The organism is Olivibacter sitiensis DSM 17696 (assembly GCF_000427965.1).
GTDB lineage: Bacteria > Bacteroidota > Bacteroidia > Sphingobacteriales > Sphingobacteriaceae > Olivibacter > Olivibacter sitiensis.
Genome location: NZ_ATZA01000001.1, coordinates 126,120 through 151,525 on the forward strand (window position 1 = coordinate 126,120; position 25,406 = coordinate 151,525).

Annotated in this window: 24 protein-coding genes; 16 read left to right on the top strand and 8 right to left on the bottom strand. The window is 45.0% G+C overall.

The window, feature by feature from the left end; all coding sequences use genetic code 11:
• Positions 1-35: 35 nt before the first annotated feature.
• The 10 genes from dacB to A37S_RS0100620 all read left to right on the top strand — a co-directional run bounded on the left by dacB (position 36) and on the right by A37S_RS0100620 (position 9,785).
• Positions 36-1,418: a D-alanyl-D-alanine carboxypeptidase/D-alanyl-D-alanine endopeptidase gene (gene dacB, locus A37S_RS0100575; protein ID WP_036600820.1), complete on the top strand. Its 1,383-nt coding sequence runs from the start codon at positions 36-38 to the stop codon at positions 1,416-1,418.
• A gap of 88 nt (positions 1,419-1,506) precedes the next feature.
• Positions 1,507-2,355, top strand: a complete 849-nt coding sequence (locus A37S_RS0100580; protein ID WP_028295311.1) for a 4-hydroxy-3-methylbut-2-enyl diphosphate reductase — start codon at positions 1,507-1,509, stop codon at positions 2,353-2,355.
• 142 nt (positions 2,356-2,497) lie between these two features.
• Positions 2,498-3,544, top strand: a complete 1,047-nt coding sequence (hemH, locus tag A37S_RS0100585) for a ferrochelatase (protein WP_028295312.1) — start codon at positions 2,498-2,500, stop codon at positions 3,542-3,544.
• A gap of 14 nt (positions 3,545-3,558) precedes the next feature.
• Positions 3,559-4,809: a metallophosphoesterase gene (locus tag A37S_RS0100590; RefSeq protein WP_028295313.1), complete on the top strand. Its 1,251-nt coding sequence runs from the start codon at positions 3,559-3,561 to the stop codon at positions 4,807-4,809.
• 56 nt (positions 4,810-4,865) lie between these two features.
• Positions 4,866-6,110, top strand: coding sequence for an ABC transporter permease (locus tag A37S_RS0100595; RefSeq protein WP_036600763.1), 1,245 nt, complete (start codon positions 4,866-4,868; stop codon positions 6,108-6,110).
• A gap of 19 nt (positions 6,111-6,129) precedes the next feature.
• Positions 6,130-6,597, top strand: coding sequence for a nucleoside deaminase (locus A37S_RS0100600; RefSeq protein ID WP_051292609.1), 468 nt, complete (start codon positions 6,130-6,132; stop codon positions 6,595-6,597).
• Between the two features lie 232 nt (positions 6,598-6,829).
• Complete coding sequence (locus A37S_RS0100605) at positions 6,830-7,441, top strand: superoxide dismutase (RefSeq protein ID WP_028295316.1); 612 nt, start codon at positions 6,830-6,832, stop codon at positions 7,439-7,441.
• A 178-nt stretch (positions 7,442-7,619) separates the two neighbouring features.
• Complete coding sequence (locus A37S_RS0100610; protein WP_028295317.1) at positions 7,620-8,630, top strand: zinc-binding dehydrogenase; 1,011 nt, start codon at positions 7,620-7,622, stop codon at positions 8,628-8,630.
• Positions 8,627-9,301 carry a peptide-methionine (S)-S-oxide reductase MsrA gene (gene msrA / locus A37S_RS0100615; RefSeq protein WP_051292611.1) on the top strand — a complete coding sequence of 225 codons (675 nt, stop codon included), beginning with the start codon at positions 8,627-8,629 and terminating at the stop codon, positions 9,299-9,301. The genes A37S_RS0100610 and msrA overlap by 4 nt, the downstream gene beginning before the upstream one ends.
• 76 nt (positions 9,302-9,377) lie before the next feature.
• The gene (locus A37S_RS0100620) at positions 9,378-9,785 is read left to right on the top strand and encodes a hypothetical protein (protein ID WP_028295319.1); all 408 of its coding nucleotides are present in this window, start codon (positions 9,378-9,380) and stop codon (positions 9,783-9,785) included.
• 46 nt (positions 9,786-9,831) lie between these two features.
• Here A37S_RS0100620 and pfkA read toward each other — a convergent pair whose 3' ends face one another.
• The 4 genes from pfkA to A37S_RS0100640 form a co-directional block, all read right to left on the bottom strand.
• Entirely contained in the window at positions 9,832-10,809 is a 978-nt protein-coding gene (gene pfkA, locus A37S_RS0100625) for a 6-phosphofructokinase (RefSeq protein ID WP_028295320.1), read from the bottom strand.
• A gap of 87 nt (positions 10,810-10,896) precedes the next feature.
• Positions 10,897-12,582: a protein-disulfide reductase DsbD family protein gene (locus tag A37S_RS0100630; RefSeq protein ID WP_036600765.1), complete on the bottom strand. Its 1,686-nt coding sequence runs from the start codon at positions 12,580-12,582 to the stop codon at positions 10,897-10,899.
• Between the two features lie 193 nt (positions 12,583-12,775).
• Complete coding sequence (locus A37S_RS0100635; protein ID WP_028295322.1) at positions 12,776-13,228, bottom strand: protein-disulfide reductase DsbD N-terminal domain-containing protein; 453 nt, start codon at positions 13,226-13,228, stop codon at positions 12,776-12,778.
• A gap of 78 nt (positions 13,229-13,306) precedes the next feature.
• The gene (locus A37S_RS0100640) at positions 13,307-14,077 is read right to left on the bottom strand and encodes a biotin--[acetyl-CoA-carboxylase] ligase (RefSeq protein ID WP_028295323.1); all 771 of its coding nucleotides are present in this window, start codon (positions 14,075-14,077) and stop codon (positions 13,307-13,309) included.
• Between the two features lie 95 nt (positions 14,078-14,172).
• Between A37S_RS0100640 and rsfS the strand changes: the two genes are divergently transcribed.
• The 4 genes from rsfS to A37S_RS0100660 all read left to right on the top strand — a co-directional run bounded on the left by rsfS (position 14,173) and on the right by A37S_RS0100660 (position 18,682).
• Entirely contained in the window at positions 14,173-14,544 is a 372-nt protein-coding gene (gene rsfS, locus A37S_RS0100645; RefSeq protein WP_028295324.1) for a ribosome silencing factor, read from the top strand.
• A gap of 141 nt (positions 14,545-14,685) precedes the next feature.
• Positions 14,686-16,791, top strand: a complete 2,106-nt coding sequence (gene ftsH / locus A37S_RS0100650; RefSeq protein ID WP_245586277.1) for an ATP-dependent zinc metalloprotease FtsH — start codon at positions 14,686-14,688, stop codon at positions 16,789-16,791.
• Positions 16,792-16,924: 133 nt separating this feature from the next.
• The gene (locus A37S_RS0100655) at positions 16,925-17,995 is read left to right on the top strand and encodes a PA0069 family radical SAM protein (RefSeq protein WP_051292612.1); all 1,071 of its coding nucleotides are present in this window, start codon (positions 16,925-16,927) and stop codon (positions 17,993-17,995) included.
• A gap of 48 nt (positions 17,996-18,043) precedes the next feature.
• Positions 18,044-18,682, top strand: coding sequence for a rhomboid family intramembrane serine protease (locus tag A37S_RS0100660; protein WP_028295327.1), 639 nt, complete (start codon positions 18,044-18,046; stop codon positions 18,680-18,682).
• 7 nt (positions 18,683-18,689) lie between these two features.
• Here A37S_RS0100660 and A37S_RS0100665 read toward each other — a convergent pair whose 3' ends face one another.
• From A37S_RS0100665 to galE, 3 genes are read right to left on the bottom strand one after another with little or no spacing between them, the layout of a single operon-like run.
• Positions 18,690-19,694, bottom strand: a complete 1,005-nt coding sequence (locus A37S_RS0100665) for a hypothetical protein (protein WP_036600767.1) — start codon at positions 19,692-19,694, stop codon at positions 18,690-18,692.
• A gap of 35 nt (positions 19,695-19,729) precedes the next feature.
• Entirely contained in the window at positions 19,730-20,287 is a 558-nt protein-coding gene (locus A37S_RS0100670) for a hypothetical protein (RefSeq protein ID WP_028295329.1), read from the bottom strand.
• A gap of 9 nt (positions 20,288-20,296) precedes the next feature.
• Positions 20,297-21,328, bottom strand: a complete 1,032-nt coding sequence (galE, locus tag A37S_RS0100675) for a UDP-glucose 4-epimerase GalE (RefSeq protein ID WP_028295330.1) — start codon at positions 21,326-21,328, stop codon at positions 20,297-20,299.
• 135 nt (positions 21,329-21,463) lie between these two features.
• Here galE and A37S_RS27910 point away from each other — a divergent pair, with 135 nt between their 5' ends.
• On the top strand, positions 21,464-22,819 hold the full coding sequence (locus tag A37S_RS27910; protein ID WP_028295331.1) for a 3-deoxy-D-manno-octulosonic acid transferase: 1,356 nt from the start codon (positions 21,464-21,466) through the stop codon (positions 22,817-22,819).
• 9 nt (positions 22,820-22,828) lie between these two features.
• On the opposite strand, the gene hemW is transcribed toward A37S_RS27910, so the two are convergent.
• Positions 22,829-23,953: a radical SAM family heme chaperone HemW gene (gene hemW, locus A37S_RS0100685; RefSeq protein WP_028295332.1), complete on the bottom strand. Its 1,125-nt coding sequence runs from the start codon at positions 23,951-23,953 to the stop codon at positions 22,829-22,831.
• Between the two features lie 226 nt (positions 23,954-24,179).
• Between hemW and A37S_RS0100690 the strand changes: the two genes are divergently transcribed.
• Entirely contained in the window at positions 24,180-25,379 is a 1,200-nt protein-coding gene (locus A37S_RS0100690) for an ROK family transcriptional regulator (protein WP_028295333.1), read from the top strand.
• The last annotated feature ends 27 nt before the right edge of the window (positions 25,380-25,406 follow it).

A 25,406-nucleotide genomic window follows, 5' to 3' on the forward strand; every position in this document is an offset into this window, starting at 1 on the left:
TTAGGTATCGTTGTTGTGCCTGTTTATTGATACTTGTGTATAGCTTATCTAGCTACGCTCAAACACTATCCACAAAAATAAACAAGGCCTATACTGCCTTTGAGCAAAATGCACAACTTAAGTATGGAACGCTGGCGTTCACTGTCTTGAACGGCAATACCGGCGGAGTGATTTTTGAAAATCGAGGGCGGCAGGGTATGGCTACGGCATCTACTTTGAAGACTATTACTTCGGCAATGGCCTTTCAGGTGCTCGGCAATGACTATAGGTACGCGACGAGGCTTCATTATTCGGGCACTGTAGACGCACAGGGGGTACTTCATGGCCACGTGGTTCTTGTGGGAAGTGGCGACCCAACACTCGGAAGCGATCGATATGCGATGGCAAAATCGAATGTGTTGCTAGACCGATGGGTTGCTGCCATAAAAAAGACAGGAATTCGGTCTGTTGAAGGATCGGTACTGGCGGATGACGGGCTTTTTGGGAAGCAAGAGGGGCCACCGCGTTGGGTCTGGCAGGATATGGGAAGCTACTATGGGGCAGGTATTTCAGCACTGAACTGGATGGAAAATAAGGCTGCACTCACGTTTACTGTCGGAAGTCAAGTGGGTGATGCCGCGCGCTTACAGTCCGTGACGCCGGATCTTTCCTATTTGCAGTTCGTCAATCATGTTCGCACGGGAGGCAAAGGTACTGGAGATAAGGTGTATCCATATATTGCACCTTATGGTTCCGTTGTGCAGTTGGAAGGAACTTATGGGATAGATTTAAAGAAGACCATAGAAATGGCTGTGCCAGACGCAGCCTACGACGTGGCTTTTCGACTGCATGATGCCTTAGAAAAAGCGGGGATAAGGGTCTCTGACGCGCCTGCGACGGCTTTTGGTTGGAAACAAAGTGGCAAGCCATTCCCGCAGGTAAATAAACTGTTGGACGAATATCATTCGCCTGCCTTAAAGGATATCGTCTACTGGTTCAATCAAAAGAGCATTAACCTATATGGGGAGGCATTGCTCAAGACCGTGGCACATGTGAGAGGGGAAGATACCGAGACAATGACAGCGGCCCAGTGGATGGCTTCTTATTGGAGTGATCAACTGGGATTTCCGAAAGAGGAGCTCCGAATATATGATGGTAGTGGCCTCTCGCCCGAAAACCGGGTGACAGCCAATGCTATGGCCCACATATTGCTGGCGGTAAAAAAGGAAAAATGGTACAAGGAATATCTGGAAAGTTTTCCTGTTTATAATGACATGCGCATGAAAAGCGGCACCATTGACGGCGTTATGGGCTACGCAGGCTACCATACACATTCATCTGGGGTACCTTTGGTCTTTGTCGTTTTGGTGAACAATTATACTGGGAGCGGCGCAACTATGCGGCAACAAATCTTCAAGTTGCTGGATGTGTTGAAGTAAACGGAATGTAGGAGAAGCTGTCTATCTACTTGCTGCTTGAGCTTCTTTATTTTTTACTTTTGAATTTTTACTTTACTATCTTTGTCATATGAGTATGAATTTGCAGGTCACTATTGATAAGGATTCGGGCTTCTGCTTTGGCGTGGTGTACGCGATAGATATGGCCGAGGAGATTTTGGAAGAGGAGGGCTATCTCTATTGCCTGGGCGATATCGTTCACAACGATGAGGAGGTTGCACGCTTGCGAAAAAAGGGGCTGCGTATCATAGGCCACTCCGACCTTCCGTCCTTGAAAAATGAAAAGGTACTCATCAGGGCCCATGGAGAGTCTCCAGAAACTTATCGCATAGCAATGGACAACGGCATAACGCTGATAGATGCTTCATGCCCTGTCGTTCTCAAGCTGCAGAATCGAATCAAGACTTCTTATGATGAGAAGGAGAAAATACTCATCTTCGGCAAGCATGGGCATGCAGAGGTGGTGGGACTGCAAGGGCAAACTCATGGTGAGGCCTTGGTTTTTCAAGATATTGCCGAATTGGATGACGTGGAATTGCCGAGTAAATTTACACTTTATAGCCAAACGACGAAGAGCACGGATAAGTTCTATAGCATTAAAGAAGAACTGTCACGTAGGGGTTATGAAGTAAAGGCAAATGACACAATATGCAGGCAGGTATCCAATCGTTATGAAGACTTGGCGACTTTTGCCAAACAGTTCGACTGCATCGTTTTTGTCTCTGGAAAAAAATCCTCCAACGGAAAAGTATTATTCGACGTTTGCAAAAGCAATAATGAGAGAAGCTGCTTTATATCCGGACCCGAGGAATTGGAACTCGGGTTTTTCCATGACGGCGAAAAAATAGGCATCTGCGGAGCCACGTCTACACCCATGTGGCTTATGGAGGATGTTAAGCAAGCCTTAGAAGCAATGTAATAAAGGATTGCTTTTTCAAAAAGCTTCATCTTATTAAAGTAAAAAAATGACTGGACACAGGTGATTTGCGATCGGCCAAACAACTTTCACCTATCTGCCTTATTGTTTTAGCTTTAATAGTTGCTATTTTTGCGGAAAGGATATGAAAGCAAAAAAGGGAGTTCTACTTATCAATTTGGGCACACCCGATAGTCCAAAGGTGTCTGACGTAAAAAAATACCTCGACGAGTTTCTAATGGATGGGCGCGTCATCGATATAGGCCAGTTTCAGCGCAACCTGTTGGTCAGGGGCATTATCGTGCCGTTTCGTAGTCCCAAGACTGCCAAGTTGTACGAGGCTATTTGGGATAAGGAGCATGGTTCTCCATTGCTTTATTACAGTCTGCGACAATTAGAACTTCTACGTAAAGAGCTTGGACCAGATTACCAAGTTGAGTTGGCCATGCGCTATCAACAACCGTCTATAGAGGAAGCACTGGAGAAATTTAAAGCAAACCTCATAGAGAGCATCGTAATATTTCCTTTGTTTCCCCAGTATGCTTCGGCCACCACCGGTTCTGTCATGGAAAAGGTGATGCGGTTAATGAGCAAGTGGAACACCTTTCCCCAGCTTTCGTTCGTCAATCAATTTTACGACAATGAGCAAATGATAGAGGCCTTTGCCGAAAACGGGAAGCGGAAAGATCCGACGAAGTTTGATCATTTTCTGTTCAGCTTTCATGGATTGCCTATGAGGCAATTGAAGAATGTAGACAATTCTGGCAATCATGGTTGCGCTGCGACTGATTGTTGCCAGAAAATCACAGAGAGCAATAAGTTTTGCTATTCGGCACAGTGTCATGCTACCGCGAGATTGATCGCCGAGCGATTGAATATACCTAAGGAAGACTATACAGTTTGCTTCCAATCGCGTTTGGGCAAAGAACCCTGGATACAGCCCTATACCAGTGAGGTCCTGAAGGATGTCGCTGCCAGAGGAAAGAAGAGCTTGCTTGTGTTCAGCCCCGCTTTTGTGGCAGATTGCTTAGAAACCCTTTACGAGATAACGGAAGAATATGGTACGGAGTTCCGCGCATTGGGTGGCGAGTCCGTTGAACTGGTACCCAGCTTGAATGAAAATCCAAAATGGATATCCGCTATGCGCGACCTTGTGCACGCACATGAGCCCCATACTGACGTTTTGGTTTAAGATTAGATTTTGCCATGTCTGTGTTTTTTGTCGGTTTGTTTATGCTGCTTATGGATGCCTACATTCTTGGGGCTCTGAAGTCTTCGTCCCAAAAATGGGTGCAAACAAAAACATTTTCTAGGTTTTGGTGGCTTTATAGCCTATTGTTGCTTTTGGGAATATATGTCAGTATAAAAGCCAGCATTCCCCTTTCCCTGCGGGCAGTGATATTGGTTGCATTTTTTTTCACCTTTGTGTGCAAAGCCTGCTACATGCTCGTACTGGTCATAGACGATATCCGACGAGGGGGAGTGTGGCTGAAGCGTAGGATAGCGCCCTCGCGTAAGGAAATGGACAAGCCTCCCGTCTACGAGGGGGAGGCCATCTCCAGAGCTCAATTTATCAACAGGGCAGGAATAATTGTGGCAGCAGTGCCTTTTGCCACCCTGAGCTACGGGGTAGCTTTGGGAGGATATAATTATGAGGTGCGTAGGCAGAAGCTGTACCTGCCCAATTTGCCAAAGGCTTTCCACGGCCTGCACATTGGGCAGATATCGGATGTGCATTCGGGAAGTTTTTTCAACAAGAAAGCCGTAGAGGGGGGAGTAGACCTCCTGCTTGCAGAAAAGCCTGACGTTATTTTCTTTACCGGAGACCTAGTGAATAGCCTCGCAACGGAAATGAGGAATTACCAAGACCTTTTCGCTAGGGTAAAGGCTCCCCTGGGTACTTTTAGCATATTGGGAAATCATGATTACGGGGATTATTACTTCGGTCGTGAAGACAGTCCCGAAAAGAGGAAGAACTTGGCCGACCTGAAAGATGTGCACCGAATATTGGGTTGGGATCTTTTGCTTAACGAAAGCCGTAAATTGACAGTTGACAATGAGTCAATAGGCATATTGGGATCGGAAAATTGGGGCACCGGCCGCTTCCCGAAATATGGTGATTTAGAACAAACACTCAAGGGCACGGAAGAACTTCCAGTAAAATTGCTCCTCTCGCATGATCCCTCGCATTGGAGAGCGCAAGTGCTACAGTATCCCGATATAGATGTGATGTTTGCCGGTCACACACATGGCATGCAATTTGGGGTTAGGGCAGAACATTATCAATGGAGCCCCATCCAGTACGTGTATCACGAATGGGCTGGGCTCTATACCCAGCTGCATCAGCAGCTTTATGTGAATGTAGGTTATGGTTTCCTTGGTTATCCAGGTCGCGTGGGCGTTACTCCAGAAATCACCATTTTTGAACTGATCAGGGGAGAGGCTCCCAAAGGATAATCCATTTTTGTAACAATCCGTCGCGATTGTGGTCTTAGTAATATATACGAATTGCCATGTCCTTACAGATGTCCAACTTAGAGAACTTGAGATTGTCATTGGAATCCATCAGTGCCAATAAGTTGCGTACCTTTCTGACTGCATTGATCATCGCAATAGGTATCACGGCGCTGGTAGGGATATTGACGTCCATTGATGCCATACAGAATTCGCTTACGGATTCCTTCTCTGCCATGGGTGCCAATTCGTTCAATATACGCAATCGCGGGATTAACGTGCAAATAGGGGGAAGTGGAAAGAGGCCCAAGGTGTTCAAAAAAATTAGCTATCAAGAGGCTCTGCGCTTCAAAAATGGGTTTTCTTATCCAGCCACCGTCTCTGTAAGTGCCTATGTTTCCAATGGTGCTATCGTTCGTTTCGGGAGCAATGAGACAAATCCGAATATATCGGTCTTGGCAGGCGATGAGAACTACTTGCCTACTGCAGGATATAAGCTTAGCCTAGGAAGAAATATAACTAAGCCAGAGGCAGAATCAGGAAGCAGTCTGGTTATTATCGGCTCGGATATCAAAGACAAACTATTCAAGCAACAAGATCCCATCAATCAGTACATCACCATAGGCCATACCCGATTTAAGGTGATAGGCTGCCTGGAATCGAAGGGGTCAAGCGCGGGAATGGGAGCAGATCGTATGTGCATCGTTCCTTTGGAGCGTGGCCGGGCAATGGTGCAGGGAAACACCCCATCTTATACCATTACGGTGAGCAGTTCGAGTCCCGACCGTATGGAAGGGGCCATTGGTGAAGCTAAGGCCGCTTTTCGAAATATCCGCAAGCTGGGCGTGCAAGAAGAAAGCAATTTTGAAATCACAAAGAGCGATGCCGTGGCGCAGGTGCTTATGAGCAGTTTGACATATGTGACCTTAGGTGCAGTTGTTATTGGACTCATTACCCTTGTGGGAGCTTCGGTGGGTTTAATGAACATCATGCTTGTGTCTGTCACTGAGCGTACGCGAGAGATAGGTGTGCGTAAGGCTATTGGTGCTACCCCAAAAATTATCAGGACCCAATTTTTGACAGAATCCATTGTCATTTGCTTGCTCGGGGGATTGGGGGGCATTCTTTTGGGAATGCTCCTGGGGAACATCGTTGCTTTGGCATTGGGAACAAAATTCATAGTACCTTGGGCCTGGATTTTCCTGGGGATCGCCGTGTGCGTAGGAGTGGGAATGATTTCGGGTTTCTATCCGGCATCCAAGGCAGCAAAGCTCGATCCCATAGAGTCACTGAGATACGAGTAAAGCGCGAAGGAAAGAGAACATGCAGTATATAAATTTTGAAGAGAACAGTGAGGGGTTCTCCGATGAGCTCTTCATGAAGCAAGCACTCAAAGAGGCCAAGAAAGCACTGGAAAAAGATGAAGTGCCCATTGGTGCGGTGGTAGTACACAATGGGCAGGTTATAGGCAAAGGGCACAACTTGACAGAGACCCTCAATGATGTGACGGCACATGCCGAAATGCAGGCACTTACCGCTGCGGCCAATTATATTGGGGGCAAATACCTAAAGGAGTGTACGCTCTACGTCACGATAGAGCCATGTGTCATGTGCGCTGGGGCCGCCTATTGGGCGCAAGTCAAACGAATTGTTTACGGAGCACGAGATGAAAAGCGAGGTTACTCTACCGTTTCAGAATCGATTATCCATCCCAAAACGATAATCAGCTCTGGGATAATGGAGATTTCATGCAGGCAATTGATGCAAGATTTTTTTAGGTCCAAACGATAAGACCTAGGTCTTGTCATATTATTATCAGGAAATTATCTGGCTAAAGATAGCACAAACAAATCCAAGCAGCTTTTGTTAGTATTCTACAGGTTTGAACAGCGAAAGGATGTGGAAGCTCCATTTGATTTCATGTCTTTTTTAATTATGTTTGAACACGTTTGTCGATACTGAGAATGTTCTTTCTATCGACAGAAAAAACAATAATTACCAAAAACAATTAATATTAAGTATTATGGCTTTTACACTTCCAGCGTTACCATACGCATTTGATGCACTTGAACCTTATATTGACAAAGCAACTATGGAAATTCACCACGATAAGCACCACCAGGCTTATGTAGATGGTTTGAACAAGGCTTTGGATGGAAAAGAAGATGCAAATCTGCCTTTGGAAGAAATTTTGGCAAAAGTGTCTACTTATCCCGTTGCGGTACGTAACAACGGTGGAGGGCATTACAATCACTCCCTTTTCTGGACTATTTTATCGCCAAAGGCACAAACTACTCCGGATGGAGATTTGGCAGCGGCTATCGATGAAACTTTTGGCTCGTTCGATGAGTTGAAGAAAAAATTGAAAGAAGCTGGAGCAACTCGCTTTGGTTCGGGTTGGTCATGGCTTTTGGTGGACGAAGCTGGCAAATTAGTTGTGACTTCAACACCCAATCAAGACAATCCTTTGATGGATGTTGCTGAAGTAAAAGGTACTCCAATACTGGGAATTGACGTGTGGGAACATGCCTACTACCTGAAATACCAGAATAAAAGACCCGCTTACCTGGATGAGATTTTTAATGTTATCTGTTGGGGAGCCGTGGGCAAGAGATATGCCGAAGCAAAAAAATAGTGAGTGCTATTAAGTGATTTTATTGCAGGGTGGACTTTTCCACCCTTTTTTATTCGGCCTTATCGGTAGCCAGGTAGGCATAAAGCATTGTAAAGATGATCAAGATAAGGGCCGGTAAGAAAGAGAACTAGTAATAAAGAAACCTTGGAGTTGTATGTAAATAGTGAAACCTAGAAAGATGAAAGCAATTGTTTTACATGATAAGCACCAGCCACTGTCTTTTGAAGAAAAAGTGGATATACCTGTTATAGGGCAGGGGGAAGCATTGGTGAAATTGAAAGCTGCTGCGCTGAATAGAAGAGATTTTTGGATTCAAAAGGGACTGTATGCCGGCTTGAAATTCCCGATCATACTCGGTTCCGATGGGAGCGGTACCGTGGAATTGGTGGGCGATGAGTGGAACGATGCGTGGATAGGGAAGGAAGTGATCATAAACCCAAGCTTCTCATGGGGCGAGCATGAGGCATATCAAGGGAAGGATTTTAATATTCTGGGACTGCCACAGGATGGTACTTTTGCGGAATATGTAAAGGTCCCCCTTACGCAGCTATACGAAAAACCTGCACACCTTAGTTTTCAGGAAGCCGCAGCTTTGCCTTTGGCTGGTCTGACTTCCTGGAGAGCTTTGTTTGTTAAAGGGAAATTGCAAAAGGGCGAACGCGTGCTTGTCGTAGGCATTGGTAGCGGAGTAGCCTCTTTTGCGTTGCTTTGGGCCGTGAAGTCAGGTGCAGAGGTATATGTGACCTCTAGTAAGAAAGAAAAGATAGATAAGGCAATAGAGATGGGAGCCTTGGGAGGGGTTTTGTATACAGATGACGACTGGGCTGATCAGTTGCGCAATATGGCCGAGGGAGGCTTTGATGTTATTATTGACGGCGCATTGGGTAACGGCTTTGCCAAGCATATAGATCTTGCCAATCCGGGATGCCGGATCGTTTTTTTCGGGGGAACTGCTTCGGGCGACCTGCCCGTGTTGAATGCCAGAAAGATTTTTTGGAAGCAGATAAGCATTCTGGGTACAACCATGGGCTCACCGGCGGATTTTGAAGCCATGCTTTCCTTTGTGAATCGATATCAGGTGAGACCTGTCATAGATAGCGTTTATCCGTTGAAAGACGCTGAACTGGCCGTGCGCTTGATGGATTCGGGCAATCAATTTGGTAAAATCATCTTGAAGATCGCGGAATGAGAATCAGCAATGTAAAATGGCTTTTCGTAAGTTTCTCCTTATTTATGGTGTCTTCCCTCATGTTTCATGCTTGCGCCAAGGGAAATAAAAAAAAGGATATATCAGAACAGGGAGCGTCGAGAGAAAACGTGACAGCCTCGGGTAACGACACTGCATACTTTGCGGCGGGGTGTTTCTGGTGTGTCGAGGCGCAACTGAAAGAATTGCTAGGGGTCGTTACAGTTATCTCCGGCTATACGGGTGGACATGTCAAAAACCCAACATATGAAGCTGTGTGTGCGGGTACTACTGGGCATGCAGAAACCGTGCAGGTGATTTACGATCCGAGGACGATAAGTTACGATGAACTTCTGGAAGCCTTTTTTCTGGCACATGATCCCACGCAGTTGAATCGGCAGGGAAATGACGTAGGAACACAGTACAGGTCAGCGATCTTTTTTCGTAATGCGAAACAGAAGGAAAAAGCCCTGGAATATATTAAGCGATTGAACGAGGAGAAAGTGTATCCGTCTCCTATAGTTACAGAGGTAAGTCCTCTGGGAGTATTTTATAGGGCAGAAAATTATCACCAGAACTACTATGCCTTGAATCCAGATGCTGCGTATTGCCAATATGTTATCAAGCCCAAGATGGAGAAATTTAAAAAGGTGTTTCAGGAAAAGCTTAAGTGAAAGAATAATAGCTAGCACCACTAAACTTTGTGCCTCAATTGGCGTCAAACACAATTAAAGAAGTTTAAAAACAGGGATGAAAAAATTGATATTAGGTATGGCGCTGGTTCTGGGAATCTACGCTACCGGATTTGCCCAACAACAAGGGGGAAATAGAGGAGGAATGCAAATGGCGACGCCAGAAGAACGCGCCAAGCGTAGTGTGGAAGAAATTGACAAGGCCGTTAAATTGGAAGGTAGCCAAAAAGATTCCATTTATTCTTATGAGCTTGCCAATGCCCAAGTGCAACAAACACTCTTTGAAAAAGCCCGTGCAGATGGAAATATGGACAGGCAGAAGATGATGGCGCAAATGCAGGTTTTGCAAGAGGAGATAGACAAGAAGATAAAGGGAGTACTCAAAGGAGAGCAGGTAGAGAAGTACGAAGTATACGTAAAAGAAAGGCAATCCCGTATGCGGCAGGGCCCGAGGGGCAACAATTAGTTGGAAAAGTAAAGGGCGTATCTAGCGATAGCGCCCTTTTTTCTTGTTACGATAATATGTCTACGATCTTTAATAGGCTAGGAGTAATGGAACCAATATGTTTAATGGCATCCTTAAAAGGAGTATGATGGATATGATCGTGAATCAGTCCTACCATTTCTCCTCTTCTTCCCTGGAGCAGGCCCTCTACGGCTGCAACTCCCAAACGGCTTGCCAGTACCCTATCCATGCAGGTAGGTGTTCCTCCACGTTGTATGTGGCCTAATACGGAGACCCTTACGTCGTAATGGGGGAATTTTTCCTTGACGCGTTCGCCGATAACGAATGCCCCCCCTTCTTCTTCTCCCTCGGCCACCAGCACTATTTTGGAAGATTTATCTTTTCTGCCATGCTCCAGTTTATCCATCATGGCCGCATAGTCCGTGATGCTTTCTGGGATGAGGATGGCCTCCGCGCCGGTTCCTATGCCGCTTCTCAGGGCAATAAGACCCGAGTCTCTTCCCATTACTTCAATTATGAATAGCCTATCGTGCGATTCGGCCGTATCACGAATCTTGTCTACGGCGTTTACAACGGTATTGATGGCTGTGTCATAGCCAATGGTAAAATCCGTTCCTTGCAGGTCGTTGTCAATGGTACCGGGCAGCCCCATGACGGGAATGTCGAACTCTTCGATAAATTTTGATGCACCTGTAAATGTTCCATCGCCACCAATGGCTACAAGCCCTTGTATGCCGTGTCTCTGTAACTGTTCAAAAGCCTTTTTTCTGCCTTCGTACGTTCTAAATTCTTCGCTCCGCGCCGTTTTCAAGATCGTTCCGCCCCTTTGAATGATATTGGCCACAGATTTGGCGTCCATTGGGAAGATGTCTCCATTTACCATGCCATCATATCCTCTATTGATCCCATATACGTTCAAGTTATGGAAAATCCCGGTTCTCACTACCGCCCTAATTGCGGCATTCATTCCTGGAGAGTCTCCCCCAGAGGTAAATACGGCTATGTTCTCTATTTTCGTGCTCATTGGTCCATTAAATTCTCATACGGTTCAAATCGTCCCAAACTTAGGTATTTTTGGCAGTAAATACAATTAATGATATCAGGCCATGCCTTACTCTGCCTCTTTGGTATTAAAAGCCTCAATGCCGCTTTTGAGAAAGTCAATGTAGTTTTGAACATTATAATTGGCACCTTGAGGTGGTACCAATACCTTGCCATCCGTATCTACTATCACATATAGCGGTTGGGAATTGTTGTTAAAGGTAGAAGCCTGAAAATCACTGAACTTATTGCCAATGGTCTTGATTTTCTTTCCACTGTATTCGGACGTGTATTGCTCCTCTTGAGATAATTCGGTCTTGTCGTCTACGAAGAGTTCCGCCATGATAAACTCATTTTGAAGCAAACTTCTTACTTGGGGATCTGTCCACACGTTGGCTTCCATTTTCCTGCAGTTGACACAATTCCAGCCCGTAAAATCTATCAATACAGGTTTGTTTTCCTTCTTGGAAGCTTCCAGGGCCTGGTTATAATCATAATAGGGATCGAATCCTTTTGGAGTGCCGCGTTCGTGGAAAATTTCGGCATATTTTTTAGGCTCTGCCCCATGTGAGCTACCTCCGTTAGGAGCAGCTATGCCCGTGCTAAGGTCGAAGTCTTGAGTGGCACTTGGAGGGAGAAATGCGCTGACGGATTTCAATGGTGCACCCCACATGCCCGGTATCAAATACATAACGAATGCAAAAACAACAATAGCCAAGAACGTGCGGGTGACTGAAAGGTAAGCAACTTCGCTGTCATGGGCAAACTTGATCTTTCCGAGGAGATAAAGTCCCATGAGCGTGAAAATCACTATCCACAGTGCTAGAAATACCTCCCTGTCCATCCAGTTCCAATGATAGGCCAAATCTACATTGGAAAGGAATTTGAGCGCAAAGGCCAATTCTATAAAGCCGAGAACTACTTTGACACTATTGAGCCATCCGCCCGATTTGGGGAGCGATTTTAGCCAAGAGGGGAACATGGCGAACAAAGCAAAGGGAATGGCCAGTGCTAGGGAAAAGCCGAACATACCTACGGCGGGGCCTAGCCTTTCTCCTCTGGAAGCGGCATCTACCAATAAGGTGCCGATGAGGGGGCCAGTACATGAGAACGAGACTAATGCCAGGCTGAACGCCATGAAAAAAATGCCCAGAAGGCCTCCCTGGTCCGATTTAGCATCTATTTTGTTAACGAAAGCACTAGGAAGTGTAATCTCAAAGGCACCTAAAAAAGAGGCTGCAAAAAACACAAGCAGCAGGAAAAAAAAGAAGTTGAAAATGCCATTGGTAGACAAACTGTTGAGCGCATCCGAACCAAACAATATGGTGACCAGCATTCCAAGAGCAACATATATGACAATAATGCTAAGACCATAGATAGAGGCCTGTCCAATAGCTTTTGACCTGCTGCCGGCTCTCTTGGTAAAAAAGCTGACCGTGAGTGGAAGCATTGGGAATATACATGGCATGAGGATGGCCGCAAAGCCAAATAAAAAACCGTTGAGGAATGTTTGCCACAAGGTACTTTCCCCTTCTTGAGCATTAGCTGGACTTGTCACGATACTTTTATCTTCCACTGTGTCTACAGGCGTTGTGGCAGTTTGATCTGGTTCGTCTGTTAGCTCTTCAAAATCCAAGCCTTCGAAAGAATAGGCTGAATCTGCTGGTATGGTGTCTTGTGCCATTACACTTGAAAAGCCAATGCAAGTGGTCATTAACATAATAGCAACGAGAAAAAAGACAATATTTCTGGGCATAAAGCGTGTTTTTTTACTGCGTGAAATTAGAATTTATTGCTTTTGTAAAAAAATCTGGTAGATGTTTTTACAAAAAAACAACCATTATGTGAATAGATAGAGATTGGTTGTTGTTATTAGGTATTTAACACAAAAAGGCGGCTATTGCCGCCTTTTTTGTTTTTCAATTCCCTGCTTTTGAACAGCTTCAAAGCTATTTGATGGCTACGCTGAAATTGATTTCGTCAGGAGGTAGACATTTCGAGTCATTGCAGACCATGAATTCCAATGTGCCCTTTACCGTGGCAGCACCTTTTGGAATAGAGACTTTTTGCTGGAAAACCACTTCATTTTCGAAGTAGGTGACATCCATATCGAAGACTTCCTCATATTTTGTAATTCCTTTTGGTTCAATGGTTTTTCCGACTAGCGTATAATCTGCCGACTTTGCAAATGTAAATGTGGTTGGTTGAGGACCGCCCTCCTTTACATTTTGGGAGTATATATGCCAGCCCTTGTCAACGGTGGCCTTTAGGAATACAACAGCTTCTTTGTTATTTATTTTTTTTGCGACATAAGACCATTTTACCGGTTCCTCAATTTGGGCAGAGGCCATCGTTGCAGAGAACAGAATAAGCGCAATAACAATGTGAAAGGCTTTTTTCATGATTTTATTTTTGTTTTTGTACATAGACACGGGTATATCACTCAAAGTTTAATAAGCAAAGGTAAAAAATGTTTTCCATTAAGTGACATAGGCTATTTCCTTTAGATCAAAGTCGGCGATATGTCCGTTGAAGTCCATGAGCAGTTTCCCTTCTTCGTTTACGCCGGCTATTTTCCCTTCTACCCTCACGCCGTTTATTTCAAACGGGTGTAGCTCGCCAAGTCGGTATAGCGATTTTATATATGCTGCTTTTTGTTTGGTGTGGCCTCCTGTTTTCAATCCTAGGTACGAGGCTTCAATTTCTTTTAAAAGGAGAGGCAATTCCACGTTTATGTCATACGACCTTGATGTTTCATTGGACAATGATGTGGCATTTGGCAGCGTCTTATCAAAAGAAGCTTGGTTGATGTTGATGCCAATTCCGATGATGCTATAGGACCATTTTGATCCATACAAAATGTTTTCAATGAGAATACCCGCTATCTTTCTACCCTTGATATAGATGTCGTTTGGCCACTTGATCTCTACCCTTTCACTCAGAAAATTGCTCAAATAGTTGCGAATAGCAAGACTAATTGCGATATTTAATCGAAATTGGTGATTAGGATTCAGGAAAATAGGGCAGAGGACGATGCTGAAGGTGAGGTTTTCTCCGGGTTTGGCGGACCATGTAGAGCCATGTTGGCCTTTGCCAGCATACTGGTCGTCTGCCATAATTACAGTCCCTTCTTCAATTGGCTTGACTTTTGACAGTACCAGTGTTTTAGCGTAATCGTTGGTTGAAGATAATCGTTCGAAGCGAATTATTTTTTCTTCAGTGATAAGGTCTTTAAAAGTGTTATTTTGCAAGGCAATATGAAAAAAATACGTTATATGTGATTATGAATGGTCAAAATTATGATTTTTAAGCCGTATATTAGGCCAATAGAATTTAAATATATTTAATGAAAGAAAAGCAAGTAGGGAAATCCGCTTATCTCTCCGAAAAGGTTATCCATGGCATGCAGGAGAAAAAAGGTAATGAAATTGTTAGGTTGGATATGCAAAACATCCACAGTTCGGTGTCCGATTATTTCGTTATTTGTCATGCCGAGTCATCCACACAAGTTCGTGCTTTGGCAGATAGTGTAGAGGCCGAGGTGTTCAAGGCCATGCAGCAAGAGCCTTGGAGGAAGGAAGGGTTTGAGCATGGAGAGTGGATATTGCTGGATTATGTGGATGTAGTAGTTCATATTTTTAAAACAGATAAGAGAAAGTTTTATGGAATAGAGGAACTGTGGGGCGATGCAGATATGGAAAACTATCGCAGTGCTTAGCAAGCTCTAGCAAAATATGAATATAGGTGAATGGCCGAGCCATTTTACCGGCCTCGCAGCTTGCCTGTAGTGCAAGACCAATGAGTGATGGTGCCGAGGCCGTAGGAAAGTATGTGAATATAGTTTTAATGAAAGAAAGAGATGCCGAATCAACCAGGTAGAATGAAGAAAGTTCCAGGAAAGAAAATAGCGCCAAAACCCCCTAAGTTCAATATAATGTGGCTATGGGTGGCCATGATTTTAGGTTTCTTCGCCCTCAATTATTTGTTTTCGGGCGATAATACCAAACAGATTACGTTTCAAGAGTTTGAGAATAAAATGCTCAAGCCTGGAGATGTAGACAAACTCGTAGCGTACAAAAGGAATGAATTAATAGCGGTAGATGTATATATCAAAAAAGATCAGCTATTAAATGAGGACAAATATAAGGATGTTAGGCCGGGGCGTAATAGTTTGAACCTGATAGGCAGCGATGCTGTAGGTCCGCAATATGTATTTACGGATGGTTCCTTTGATGCCTTGGAGCGGAAGTTAAATGCCGCGCAAGCGGATTTGCCAGAGGATCAACGAGTGCAAATAACCTTGGAAGAACGCAACAGCCAATGGACGGGCATGATTTTGTCCATCGTGCTACCTTTGGCGATTTTCCTCTTGTTTTGGTTGTTCATCATGCGCCGTATGGGCGGTGGTGGTGCCGGCGGCGGCGGACAGATATTTAATATTGGCAAGTCAAAGGCGCAGCTTTTTGACAAGGAATCTCAGGTCAATATCACGTTTAACGACGTGGCTGGCCTGGAAGAAGCTAAACAGGAAGTGATGGAAATTGTCGACTTCTTGCGCAATCCAAAGAAATATACGAATCTCGGAGGCAAGATCCCGAAGGGGGCCCTTCTAGTCGGGTCGCCAGGTACGGGGAAAACCTTGTTGGCCAAGGCAGTAGCAGGTGAAGCGCAAGTGCCCTTCTTTTCGCTGTCGGGTTCGGATTTTGTGGAGATGTTTGTAGGGGTAGGAGCATCGCGTGTGCGTGATTTATTCAAACAGGCGAAGGACAAAGCTCCATGTATCATATTTATTGACGAAATCGATGCCATAGGTAGGGCACGCGGAAAAAACAATATCGTAGGCGGTAATGATGAACGCGAAAATACGCTAAATCAGCTTTTGGTGGAAATGGACGGTTTTGGTACCGACTCGGGGATTATTATCCTTGCGGCGACCAACCGCCCGGATGTGTTGGATTCTGCCTTGCTGCGTCCCGGACGTTTTGACAGGCAGATATCGATCGACAAGCCAGATTTGGTAGGAAGAGAACAGATCTTCAAGGTGCATTTGCGACCTATAAAATTGGCTGCTGACGTTGATGCCAAGAAGCTCTCTGCCCAGACTCCAGGTTTTGCAGGTGCAGAAATAGCCAATGTTTGTAATGAGGCCGCCTTGATTGCTGCGCGTCGTAACAAAGAATCTGTGGATATGCAAGATTTTCAAGATGCTATAGACCGCGTAATTGGCGGACTGGAGAAGAAGAATAAGATTATTTCTCCCGAAGAAAAGCGCATCGTGGCCTATCATGAAGCAGGGCATGCTATTGCCGGATGGTTTTTGGAACATGCAGATCCTTTGGTGAAAGTGTCCATCGTACCTCGTGGTGTAGCCGCATTAGGTTATGCACAGTATTTGCCCAAAGAACAATTTCTATATACAACCGAGCAGTTGCTGGACGGGATGTGTATGACCATGGGTGGGCGCGTAGCTGAAGATATCACCTTTGGGAAGATCTCTACAGGCGCGCAAAATGACCTTGAGCGAATTACCAAATTGGCCTACGCAATGGTGACCGTATATGGCATGAACAACAAGGTTGGCAATATATCGTTCAACGATAGCCAGGAAAGCCAGTTTCACAAACCCTATTCGGAGAAAACAGCCGAACTGATCGACGGAGAAGTACGCGGCCTGATTGAGGACGTATATGCCAAAACCAAGGCATTGCTGACGGATAAGCAGGAAGGGCTGAAAGCACTTGCCGAAAAACTGCTTGAGAAAGAGATTCTCTTTCAATCGGATTTGGAACAAATCCTTGGAAAGAGACCCTTCGACCACCGCACAACCTATGACGAGTTCGTTAACGGAAATGACGATGCTGCCGACCAAAAGCCGGCAGCTGAGGGACTCATCCATGATGGGGTAGGAGACAATTCGGGAACCTTTGATCCCAAGGCTTCTCCCGACCAAAGTAATTCTCAATAGAAACCGTTATTTTCTTAGCACGAAAAGGCATTACTGCATGCGCAGTAATGCCTTTTTTGTTTTTGGTACAAAAGGTCATCGGAAAGAGATTGCTATAATTTTAAATTACTATATTTTTTAGTAATTTTGTATTATGGCAGATGAGCAAAATCCAACGTACTTCAAAGGCAGGGGATCGCAGATCAATACACAGAACAAGTTCTTTGCGCTGAAATATGCAGAGGAACATATCGAAGGCTTGGACGAGCCTATGCTGGTTGATGAGAAAACGCAATTTATCCCTACCCATCCCAAGACAATCATTAGCGAAAGCGATAGTCCCGACCTTCGGTTTATGCGATCCATCAATCCCTATCAGGGGTGTGAGCACGGATGCATCTATTGCTATGCGCGCAATGCCCACGAATATTGGGGCTTTAGTGCAGGGTTGGACTTTGAACGTAAGATCATTGTGAAGCACAATTGCGCGGAATTGCTTGAGGCAACTTTTAATAGGAAGGGCTATGAACCGAGTACCATCATGTTGTCGGGCAATACAGACTGCTATCAGCCGATTGAGCGGAAACTAGGACTTACCAGAAGCTTGCTTCAGCTATTCTTGAAGTACCGACATCCTGTATCCATCATCAGCAAAAACAATTTGATCTTGCGCGATCTGGATATCTTGAAACCATTGGCCGCGCAGGGTCTGGTGCATGTTGCGATCACATTAAATTCGCTTAGGGAAGAAGTGAGGCAGAAAATGGAGCCACGTACCGTGACGGCACAGGCACGATTGAAAGTCATGGAGCGTCTCGCGGAGGCTGGCGTGCCCGTGATGCTGATGTGCGCCCCTATAGTACCGCATGTGAACAGTGACGAACTTCCCACCCTCATAGAGGAAGCTGCCAGTCGAGGTGTCAGGTCAGCTTCGTTCACCATTGTGCGGCTGAACGGGGCTATTGCCGAGATTTTTTCCGACTGGGTACATAAAGCCTTTCCGGATCGTGCGGAAAAAATACTGCATGGAATAGCCGAATGCCATGGAGGCAAACTGAACGACAGTACATACGGAAGAAGGATAAAAGGCGAGGGATTGCTGGCGGAAAGCATTCACCAATTGTTTGGTATAGCTGTAAGGAAATTCATGGGCAGCAATAAGCTTCCGCCACTAAACCACGATCTTTTTACTCCGAAGGGCGGAAAGCAACTCGATTTGTTTTAATAATTCGGATATTCTGTTTATTTTAGAAGCTAATTCAATTTTTCGTTTATGGAGTCTTTTCTTGTGGGTACACCTGTTGCCTCTCTCATTTTTTTGTTTACCATCGTCACAAGCATCTATGCCTTTTCCAATCCAAGTTTGTACGGCAAGTTCATGCTGCATCCGTACAGCGTATATAGAGGTGCCAATATCTATACCTTGATTACAAGTGGGCTGATTCATAGAGACTGGATGCACCTCCTGTTCAACATGATGACATTTTATTTCTTCGGCTTTCCCCTGGAGCGAATACTGGCACAGGTAAGCAGTTGGGGGCATATACAATTCGCCCTTATTTACCTGCTGGGCTTGGTGTTGAGCGATATCGGCACCGTGTTCAAGCAAAAGAACAACTATCATTATCACAGCCTTGGCGCATCGGGAGCGATATGTGCGGTGCTGTTCAGCTTCATTCTTTTTCAACCGGAGACATCGCTATATATGTTTTTCATCCCTATTCCCATTCCGGCAGTTGTATTTGGGCCTTTGTTCTTGCTCTATTGTGCCTGGGCCGCCAAGGCGGGCGGTGATAGCATCAACCATGATGCGCATTTCTATGGCGCCATTATCGGCGTGGTGGTTACCATTATCTTTTATCCGGGAGTTGTTGCCCATTTCCTGAACGCCGTGGTAACGATGATAAATTAAACCCCCTCTATTGATGACCTGCCAACGGTAAGTCGACCTCTTCGCATGGGATAAACTTTCCATCTTGATCGAATAGGAAGCTTTTTGGATTGTCTGGATCTTTGATGATTTCAAATAATGTATATCCCCAGGGTTTCCAGAAGTTCTCGAGAACCTGGCCATATGTTTTTGCCTGGAAATGATCAAAGATAGGTCGGCTATCGATGCCCGATAGGGGCATGGGCTCTATATAGATGCTGTCAGGCGTAGGCAGGATGGTATATTCGGGCAATCTGTTGAACAAATAGGCAGAATAGAAGAAGCAACCACATATTTCCTCAAACTGAATAGGATGGAGTTTATTGTGGCCTATTTTTTCAAGTTTTTCACTATTGTAGCGGCTATTGGTGCCATTGTCCTGTAGGCAAGCGATGAGGCCAAAATCTTTCATGCGAAGGGAAAAAACCAGGGTATTTATCTCATCGCGATAGCTAAAGGTCTCCTTCTCATTTTCTACGGGAAATACCTCGATGCTGAAAGGCATGGTGCCATCAAATACTACGGGTGCGATAAGCGACTGCAACATGTAGTGTAGGTTGGTGAACTTTCTGGCCAGCACTTGTGAGAAATTCATCGGCTCGCCAGTCATCATCTGCTGACGCAAGCCAAGCTGTATTTCGTTGAATATAACGCCGTACATGATTTTTCCAATCCATTGGAAAAGCAACATCTTGGGTAGTTTCTCCAAGGAGGCATATCCACCGTCGAAGGCTTCTTTGACTTGTTTTTCCAGTAGGTGCAGCTTTTCGGCAGAGGAGGTAGAGCAAGGGAGTTTGAGACTTTTATAAGTGCTGATGCTTTCATCCAGCAGTTTGAAGGGTTGGTCTTCCAAATGGTATTGCTGCATCAGCCAGATGGGAAATACTTGTATCTGCTCATCTTCAGATGAAAGTTTTTCGCCAGATAAAAAACAAGTGTTGTTGTCGAAGCGAAATGCTTTGAAAGGATTGTATAGAGGTGCGCCAGTTTGCATGAGGGCAAAGATAATGCATACTGCCTTAGGATGGGTTAATCTTTTGTCAAAGATAGTGCGCTGTTGCCTATGTGATTTTCCATTGCTTCCATGCCCTCAGCAAGATCAAATTGCAAGTCGGGGTGGAGCTTTTCAAATTTTGCCTGCAGGAGCTTTATCCTGCCTGCCTGGTATTTGAGGAGTTTTTGGTTCCTACCTTGAGGGTCGTACCGGAACAAATCTGGAAACAGCTCAAAGCTTTTGTTGATAAGCAAGAGACGCAGCTGTGCTTCATTGAATACGTTTTTGGTGATATAGGCATACTCGTTTATGAACCCGCTATAGGCACGCAGTTCGGTGTGTAGCCTTTTTATATTTCGTGTGTGCAGCTGGTTGTTTATATAGCCGACTGCTTGCTCCATGTGCTGGAGAAACTGTCGGCGCAGGGATTCCGTTCTCTCTTCGAGGTCCTGCTCATCTTCCAGCAACTGAAAATGCAGTTGCTTGATTAAGAGTTTATCTTTGTTGATCAGCCGAATGAGCAGCTTGTCCTTCTCCTTTTGAGGGAGTAGTAGGACAGCTTTTTTCAAATCGGGATCTTTGGATAGGGACATTGGAACACGTTAAAGATTGAAAGGATTCTTTTCTTTTAAGTAGACTTCCCATGCCCAGGCAGACTTCATCATATCCGCTATATCCAGAGTGCTTTTCCATCCGAGAATTTTTTCAGCCTTGCTCACGTCTCCCCATACCTGCTCCACATCACCTGACCTTCTAGGGCCAATGGTATAGTCGAGCTTTACTCCGGTCGTGTCTTCAAAGGCCTTGATCACTTCCAGCACGCTGCTGCCTTTGCCCGTGCCTAAATTAAACACATCGTAGTTGGATTCAGTACCTTTTTTCAGTAGCTTGATGGCGGCGACATGGGCCTTTGCAAGGTCTACCACATGGATGTAATCTCTGATGGCCGATCCATCGGGAGTATTATAGTCGTCGCCATAAACCGTGATAGGCCCCCGTTTGCCAATGGCCGATTGGGTGATGAAAGGCACCAGATTTTGGGGAATGCCTAAAGGAAGTTCTCCTATAAGAGCACTTTCATGCGCTCCCACCGGATTGAAATAGCGGAGGGAGATGATGTTGTAGTTTTTGAAAGCATGTGCAGTATCCGTAAGGATTTCCTCGGCTACTTGTTTGGTGTTGCCATAGGGTGATTCGGCCTTTTGAACTGGGCTAGATTCCGTTACGGGAAGTTGTTCTGGTTGCCCATATACTGTGCAGCTAGAGGAAAAAACGAAATTAACGGGCTTGCCTTTATAGGCATTCAGCAAGTTGATGAGCGAGAAGAAATTGTTGTGGTAGTACTTGACCGGTTCCGCTACCGACTCGCCGACGGCCTTGCTGGCCGCAAAATGGATAACGCCTTCTATATCTGTATGTTCTTCGATGAACTTTTTTACCTTTTCCTCGTCGCAAAGATCAAAATTGTGGAATTCTGGGAGTTTTCCCGTTATCTTCTCCAGCTGCTTCAATACGCCAATGTTGGAATTCGAAAGATTGTCGACGATAATGGGAGTATAACCTGCGTTGATAAGTTCTACTACAGTGTGTGAACCGATGTATCCGGTTCCGCCTGTTACAAGGATTTTGCTCATGTTTTTTGAAAATGAAATTGCTGTTTAAGCTTTCGAATATATGGAAAATAGACAAAATTACAGGTCTAATGCCAAACAATTTTAACTTTGCCGCTGTACTGCATAGAAGTATTACGCATCTATAGTAATAAAAGTATGTTATATAATGTTATCGTTTATTTGGGGCAGCTGTTTCTTTGGCTTGTCAAACCTTTTAATAAGAGGGTGCGTGTATGGAAAAATGGCCGTGACGGCCTTTTGAACTTGGTGGAGAAAGAGGTAGATAGTTCGAAAAAGCATGTTTGGTTCCACTTTGCCTCATTAGGTGAGTTTGAGCAAGGGCGTCCTGTTCTTGAGGCCTTCAAGAAAAGATGTCCGGATAAACCTTTGGTGGCGACTTTTTTTTCGCCATCTGGCTATGAGATACGTAAGAACTACAGCGAGGTGAATCATGTGTTTTACTTGCCGGCAGATACGCCCGGAAATGCAAGACGTTTTGTAAAGGCAATAAACCCAGAGATGGTTTTCTTCGTGAAATACGAGCTTTGGTACAATCACTTTAAGCAGATAAAAAGTCATGGAGCCAAGCTCTACTTGATATCGGCGATCTTCAGGCCTAGTCAGTTTTTCTTTAAATGGTACGGAAAGCCATTTAGGGATGTTTTATTTTTTGTGGACCATTATTTTGTTCAAAATCAAGAAAGCGCCCAGTTGCTGCAGCGGATAGGGATACGGCAAATTTCGCTGACGGGCGATACGCGTTTCGATCGGGTAGCTGGCCTCTCCTCTAGGGAGCGGAGCTTGCCTGTTATAGAACAGTTTGTGTCGGGTAGCAAAGTGCTGGTGGCCGGGAGTACATGGCTGCCAGATGAAGAGCTGCTGCTCTCGCTCCATCAGGTTTATCCCGAATGGAAGTTGATTATTGCGCCGCATATGGTTACTCCTCAGCATATCAAGGAGATTGCCATGCGATTTACCGATAACGTGCTGTATTCCGTCTTGAATGGGTATGTGCGCAGCGTGGGAGCGATTGGGAAGGTGTACGATATGAGAGGTCAAGACGAAGAGAATTCCGTAAGAAGCGAAAAGTACGACGAGTCTAGTTTTGAAGTGAGCGGTAATGATTGGGAAAAACAGCTGAATGCTAGAAAACCGAATGTCCTTATTATAGATAATATCGGCATGCTCAGTGCAATATATGCTTACGCGGATATCGCCTATATCGGTGGCGGTTTTGGAGAGGGGATACACAATACACTTGAGGCTGCGGCTTATGGTGTTCCAATCCTGTTTGGGCCAAGATACGAGAAGTTTCAGGAAGCTAAGGACCTCATTCAGGCAAAGGCCGCCTTTTGTGTAGAAAATATTCACGATGTCGTCAATGTGCTTGACCATTTGCAAAAAGACGACGAAAGAAACGAAATAGGCAAACGGGCGTATGGCTATGTACAGCAGCAAGCTGGAGCTACGGAAAAGATATTGTCTTACGTGCTTGGGCGTGAAGAGGTCTGAGAATAGCTGCTAAAAGAACAGGTCGGCCGCTATGCGGTCTGCAAGGAGCTTCCCTTTTTGGGAAAGGAATAGCTTATCTTCATGTAAATAAAGATGTCCGCTTTTGAGGTGTTGTTGTGCGTTTGACTGTAACTGATGCAAGTGCTCGGCACCGAAGGTGCCCAATATATAAGTGAAATCGATTCCCCAAATAGTGCGTAGGCTTGTCATGATATATTCGTTTAGCCTATTGGTCGATGTTAAGGTCTCCTGCTCTTGTGGTAATTTTTTCTCCTTGATAGATGCGATGTATTTGCTGTTGTTGGCAATGTTCCAGGACCTATGCGTCCCATTATAGGAATGCGCCGACGGGCCTATGCCCAAGTATGGGATGCCTTTCCAATAATTGCTGTTATGCCGGGCATACCGTTTGTCCTTGGCAAAATTGGAGATCTCGTAATGCTCGTATCCGTTGGCAGAAAGCGTCTCCATTAAAAAAATAAACTGCCTTTCGCTCTGCTCCTCATCCATTGGAGCACTTTGCCCTTTGGTTATCTGATGATTAAGGGCCGTGCGGGCTTCTACGGTCATGCTGTAGGCCGATATGTGCGGGATGCCCAAGTCGATTACCTTTTGCAGGTTCTTGTTCCATTTTTCGTGGCTTAGCAGGGGATAGCCATATATTAAGTCGACGGTCAGGTTCTCAAAGCCATGATGGAGGGCATTCATTAGTGCCGACTGTGCTTCCTCGGCACGATGGGCCCTGTTCATCCAGTTGAGGTCTTCGTCATAAAATGACTGGATGCCTATGCTGAGTCGGTTGATAGGGCTACCTTTTAGTTCGGTGATTTTCTTCAGGTCAAGATCGTCCGGATTTGCTTCCAAGGTAATCTCTGCGTCACCTTGCAGGGAATGGTGCTTATGGATGATATCCATAATCGAGTTTAGTTCGGCTACCGTAAGAAGCGATGGTGTACCGCCGCCAAAGTAGACGGTTTCTAGGCTTTGACCTTTCAAATATTCCTTTTGCAAGTATAGCTCCATTTTAATGGAGGCCAAAAGATCTTCTCTGTTCTTTAAGGAGGTGCTGAAATGGAAATCGCAATAGTGGCACGCTTGTTTACAGAAGGGAATGTGGATGTAGATGCCTGCCATGGCTGCAAAAATAGGTATTCCCAGCGCGCTTTCCCAAATGCTGCTCTAAAATGTGGCCTTTAGTTCGTTATATCTTATCTCGGGTTGCGTTATTATGCACAGTTGTTTAATTAAAATGCATTCTTTTGCAAAGATGTGATTGTTTTTGCTTTTCTTTTTAAAAAAGTTTAAAAAGATTTTGTTTTTTTAATAAATGAATTGTTTATTTGCTTTATAACCTGAAACAATGAGTGAGCAAGTACTTGGTAAGAAAAGATCTTCGCAATTATTTAAGAACGAAATAGTAAAGTTGCTTTACTATGAGGGGGAGATGTCTTGTGCCGATCTTGGTAAGGCCTTGGAAAGAAGCATTCCTACGGTGAACACCGCCTTATTGGAGCTGATTGCTGATGGGATCGTCGTAGAATTTGGTTTTGCGCCCTCAAAAGGAGGGCGTAGGCCTGTGTTGTATGCGTTAAAAGCCCAGGGGAAGTATATCCTTTCCGTCGCTATGGATCAGTTGGTGACCAAAGTGGCTATCATAGACTTAAAGAACAATTTTGTTGGCGATATATCGGTTTTTGATCTGCCTTTGCTGCATAATGAACAGGCTTTGTCTATTTTGATAGAGCGGGTAAATGCCCATTTAGATGCTTCTGGAATAAGCAGGACTGAATTTATAGGGGCAGGCATTGGTGTCCCGGGTTTTGTGGATATGGTAGATGGGCTAAACTATACCTACCTGAGCGACGGTAATATCAACCTGAGGGAATATATCAGTAAAGCAATAGAGATCCCCACCTTTATAGATAACGACTCCAGTCTGATCGCTCTTGCCGAGCTGCGCTTTGGAATAGCGAAGGAAAAGGAGGACGTGATGGTGATCAATATCGGTTGGGGCATCGGGCTTGGCATGATCGTGAATGGCAAAATATTCCGTGGGCACAATGGATTGGCTGGTGAGTTTAGCCATATTCCCCTATATGAGGACGGCAAATTGTGCTCCTGCGGCAAGCAAGGCTGTCTGGAGGCGGAAGCTTCTCTCCTGGTAGTGGCAAATAAAGTGGCCGAAGGTATTAAGGAACAGAAAGTTACCAGCTTGAGCAGCATTTCGCCGGATAATATCACGAAGGTGGGCGAAGCATTGATGGAAGAGGCAAATAAAGGGGATCAATTTGCCGTTCAGCTGCTTTCTGATGCGGCGTATCAAATTGGCAAGGCCATTTCCATTCTCATTCACATTATGAATCCCGAAGCCATCGTACTGAGTGGAAGGGGAGCAAAGGTAGGTAAGATATTATTGGCACCCATTCAGCAGGCGCTCAATAAATTCTGCATACCACGCCTGGCTGCGAATATGGATTTGTCCGTTTCAAATATAGGGTACAATGCCGAACTGTACGGCGCAGCGGCCCTGGTGATGGACCATTATAACAATGAACAGTAATTTTTTATTTCACAATCGACTAACTAA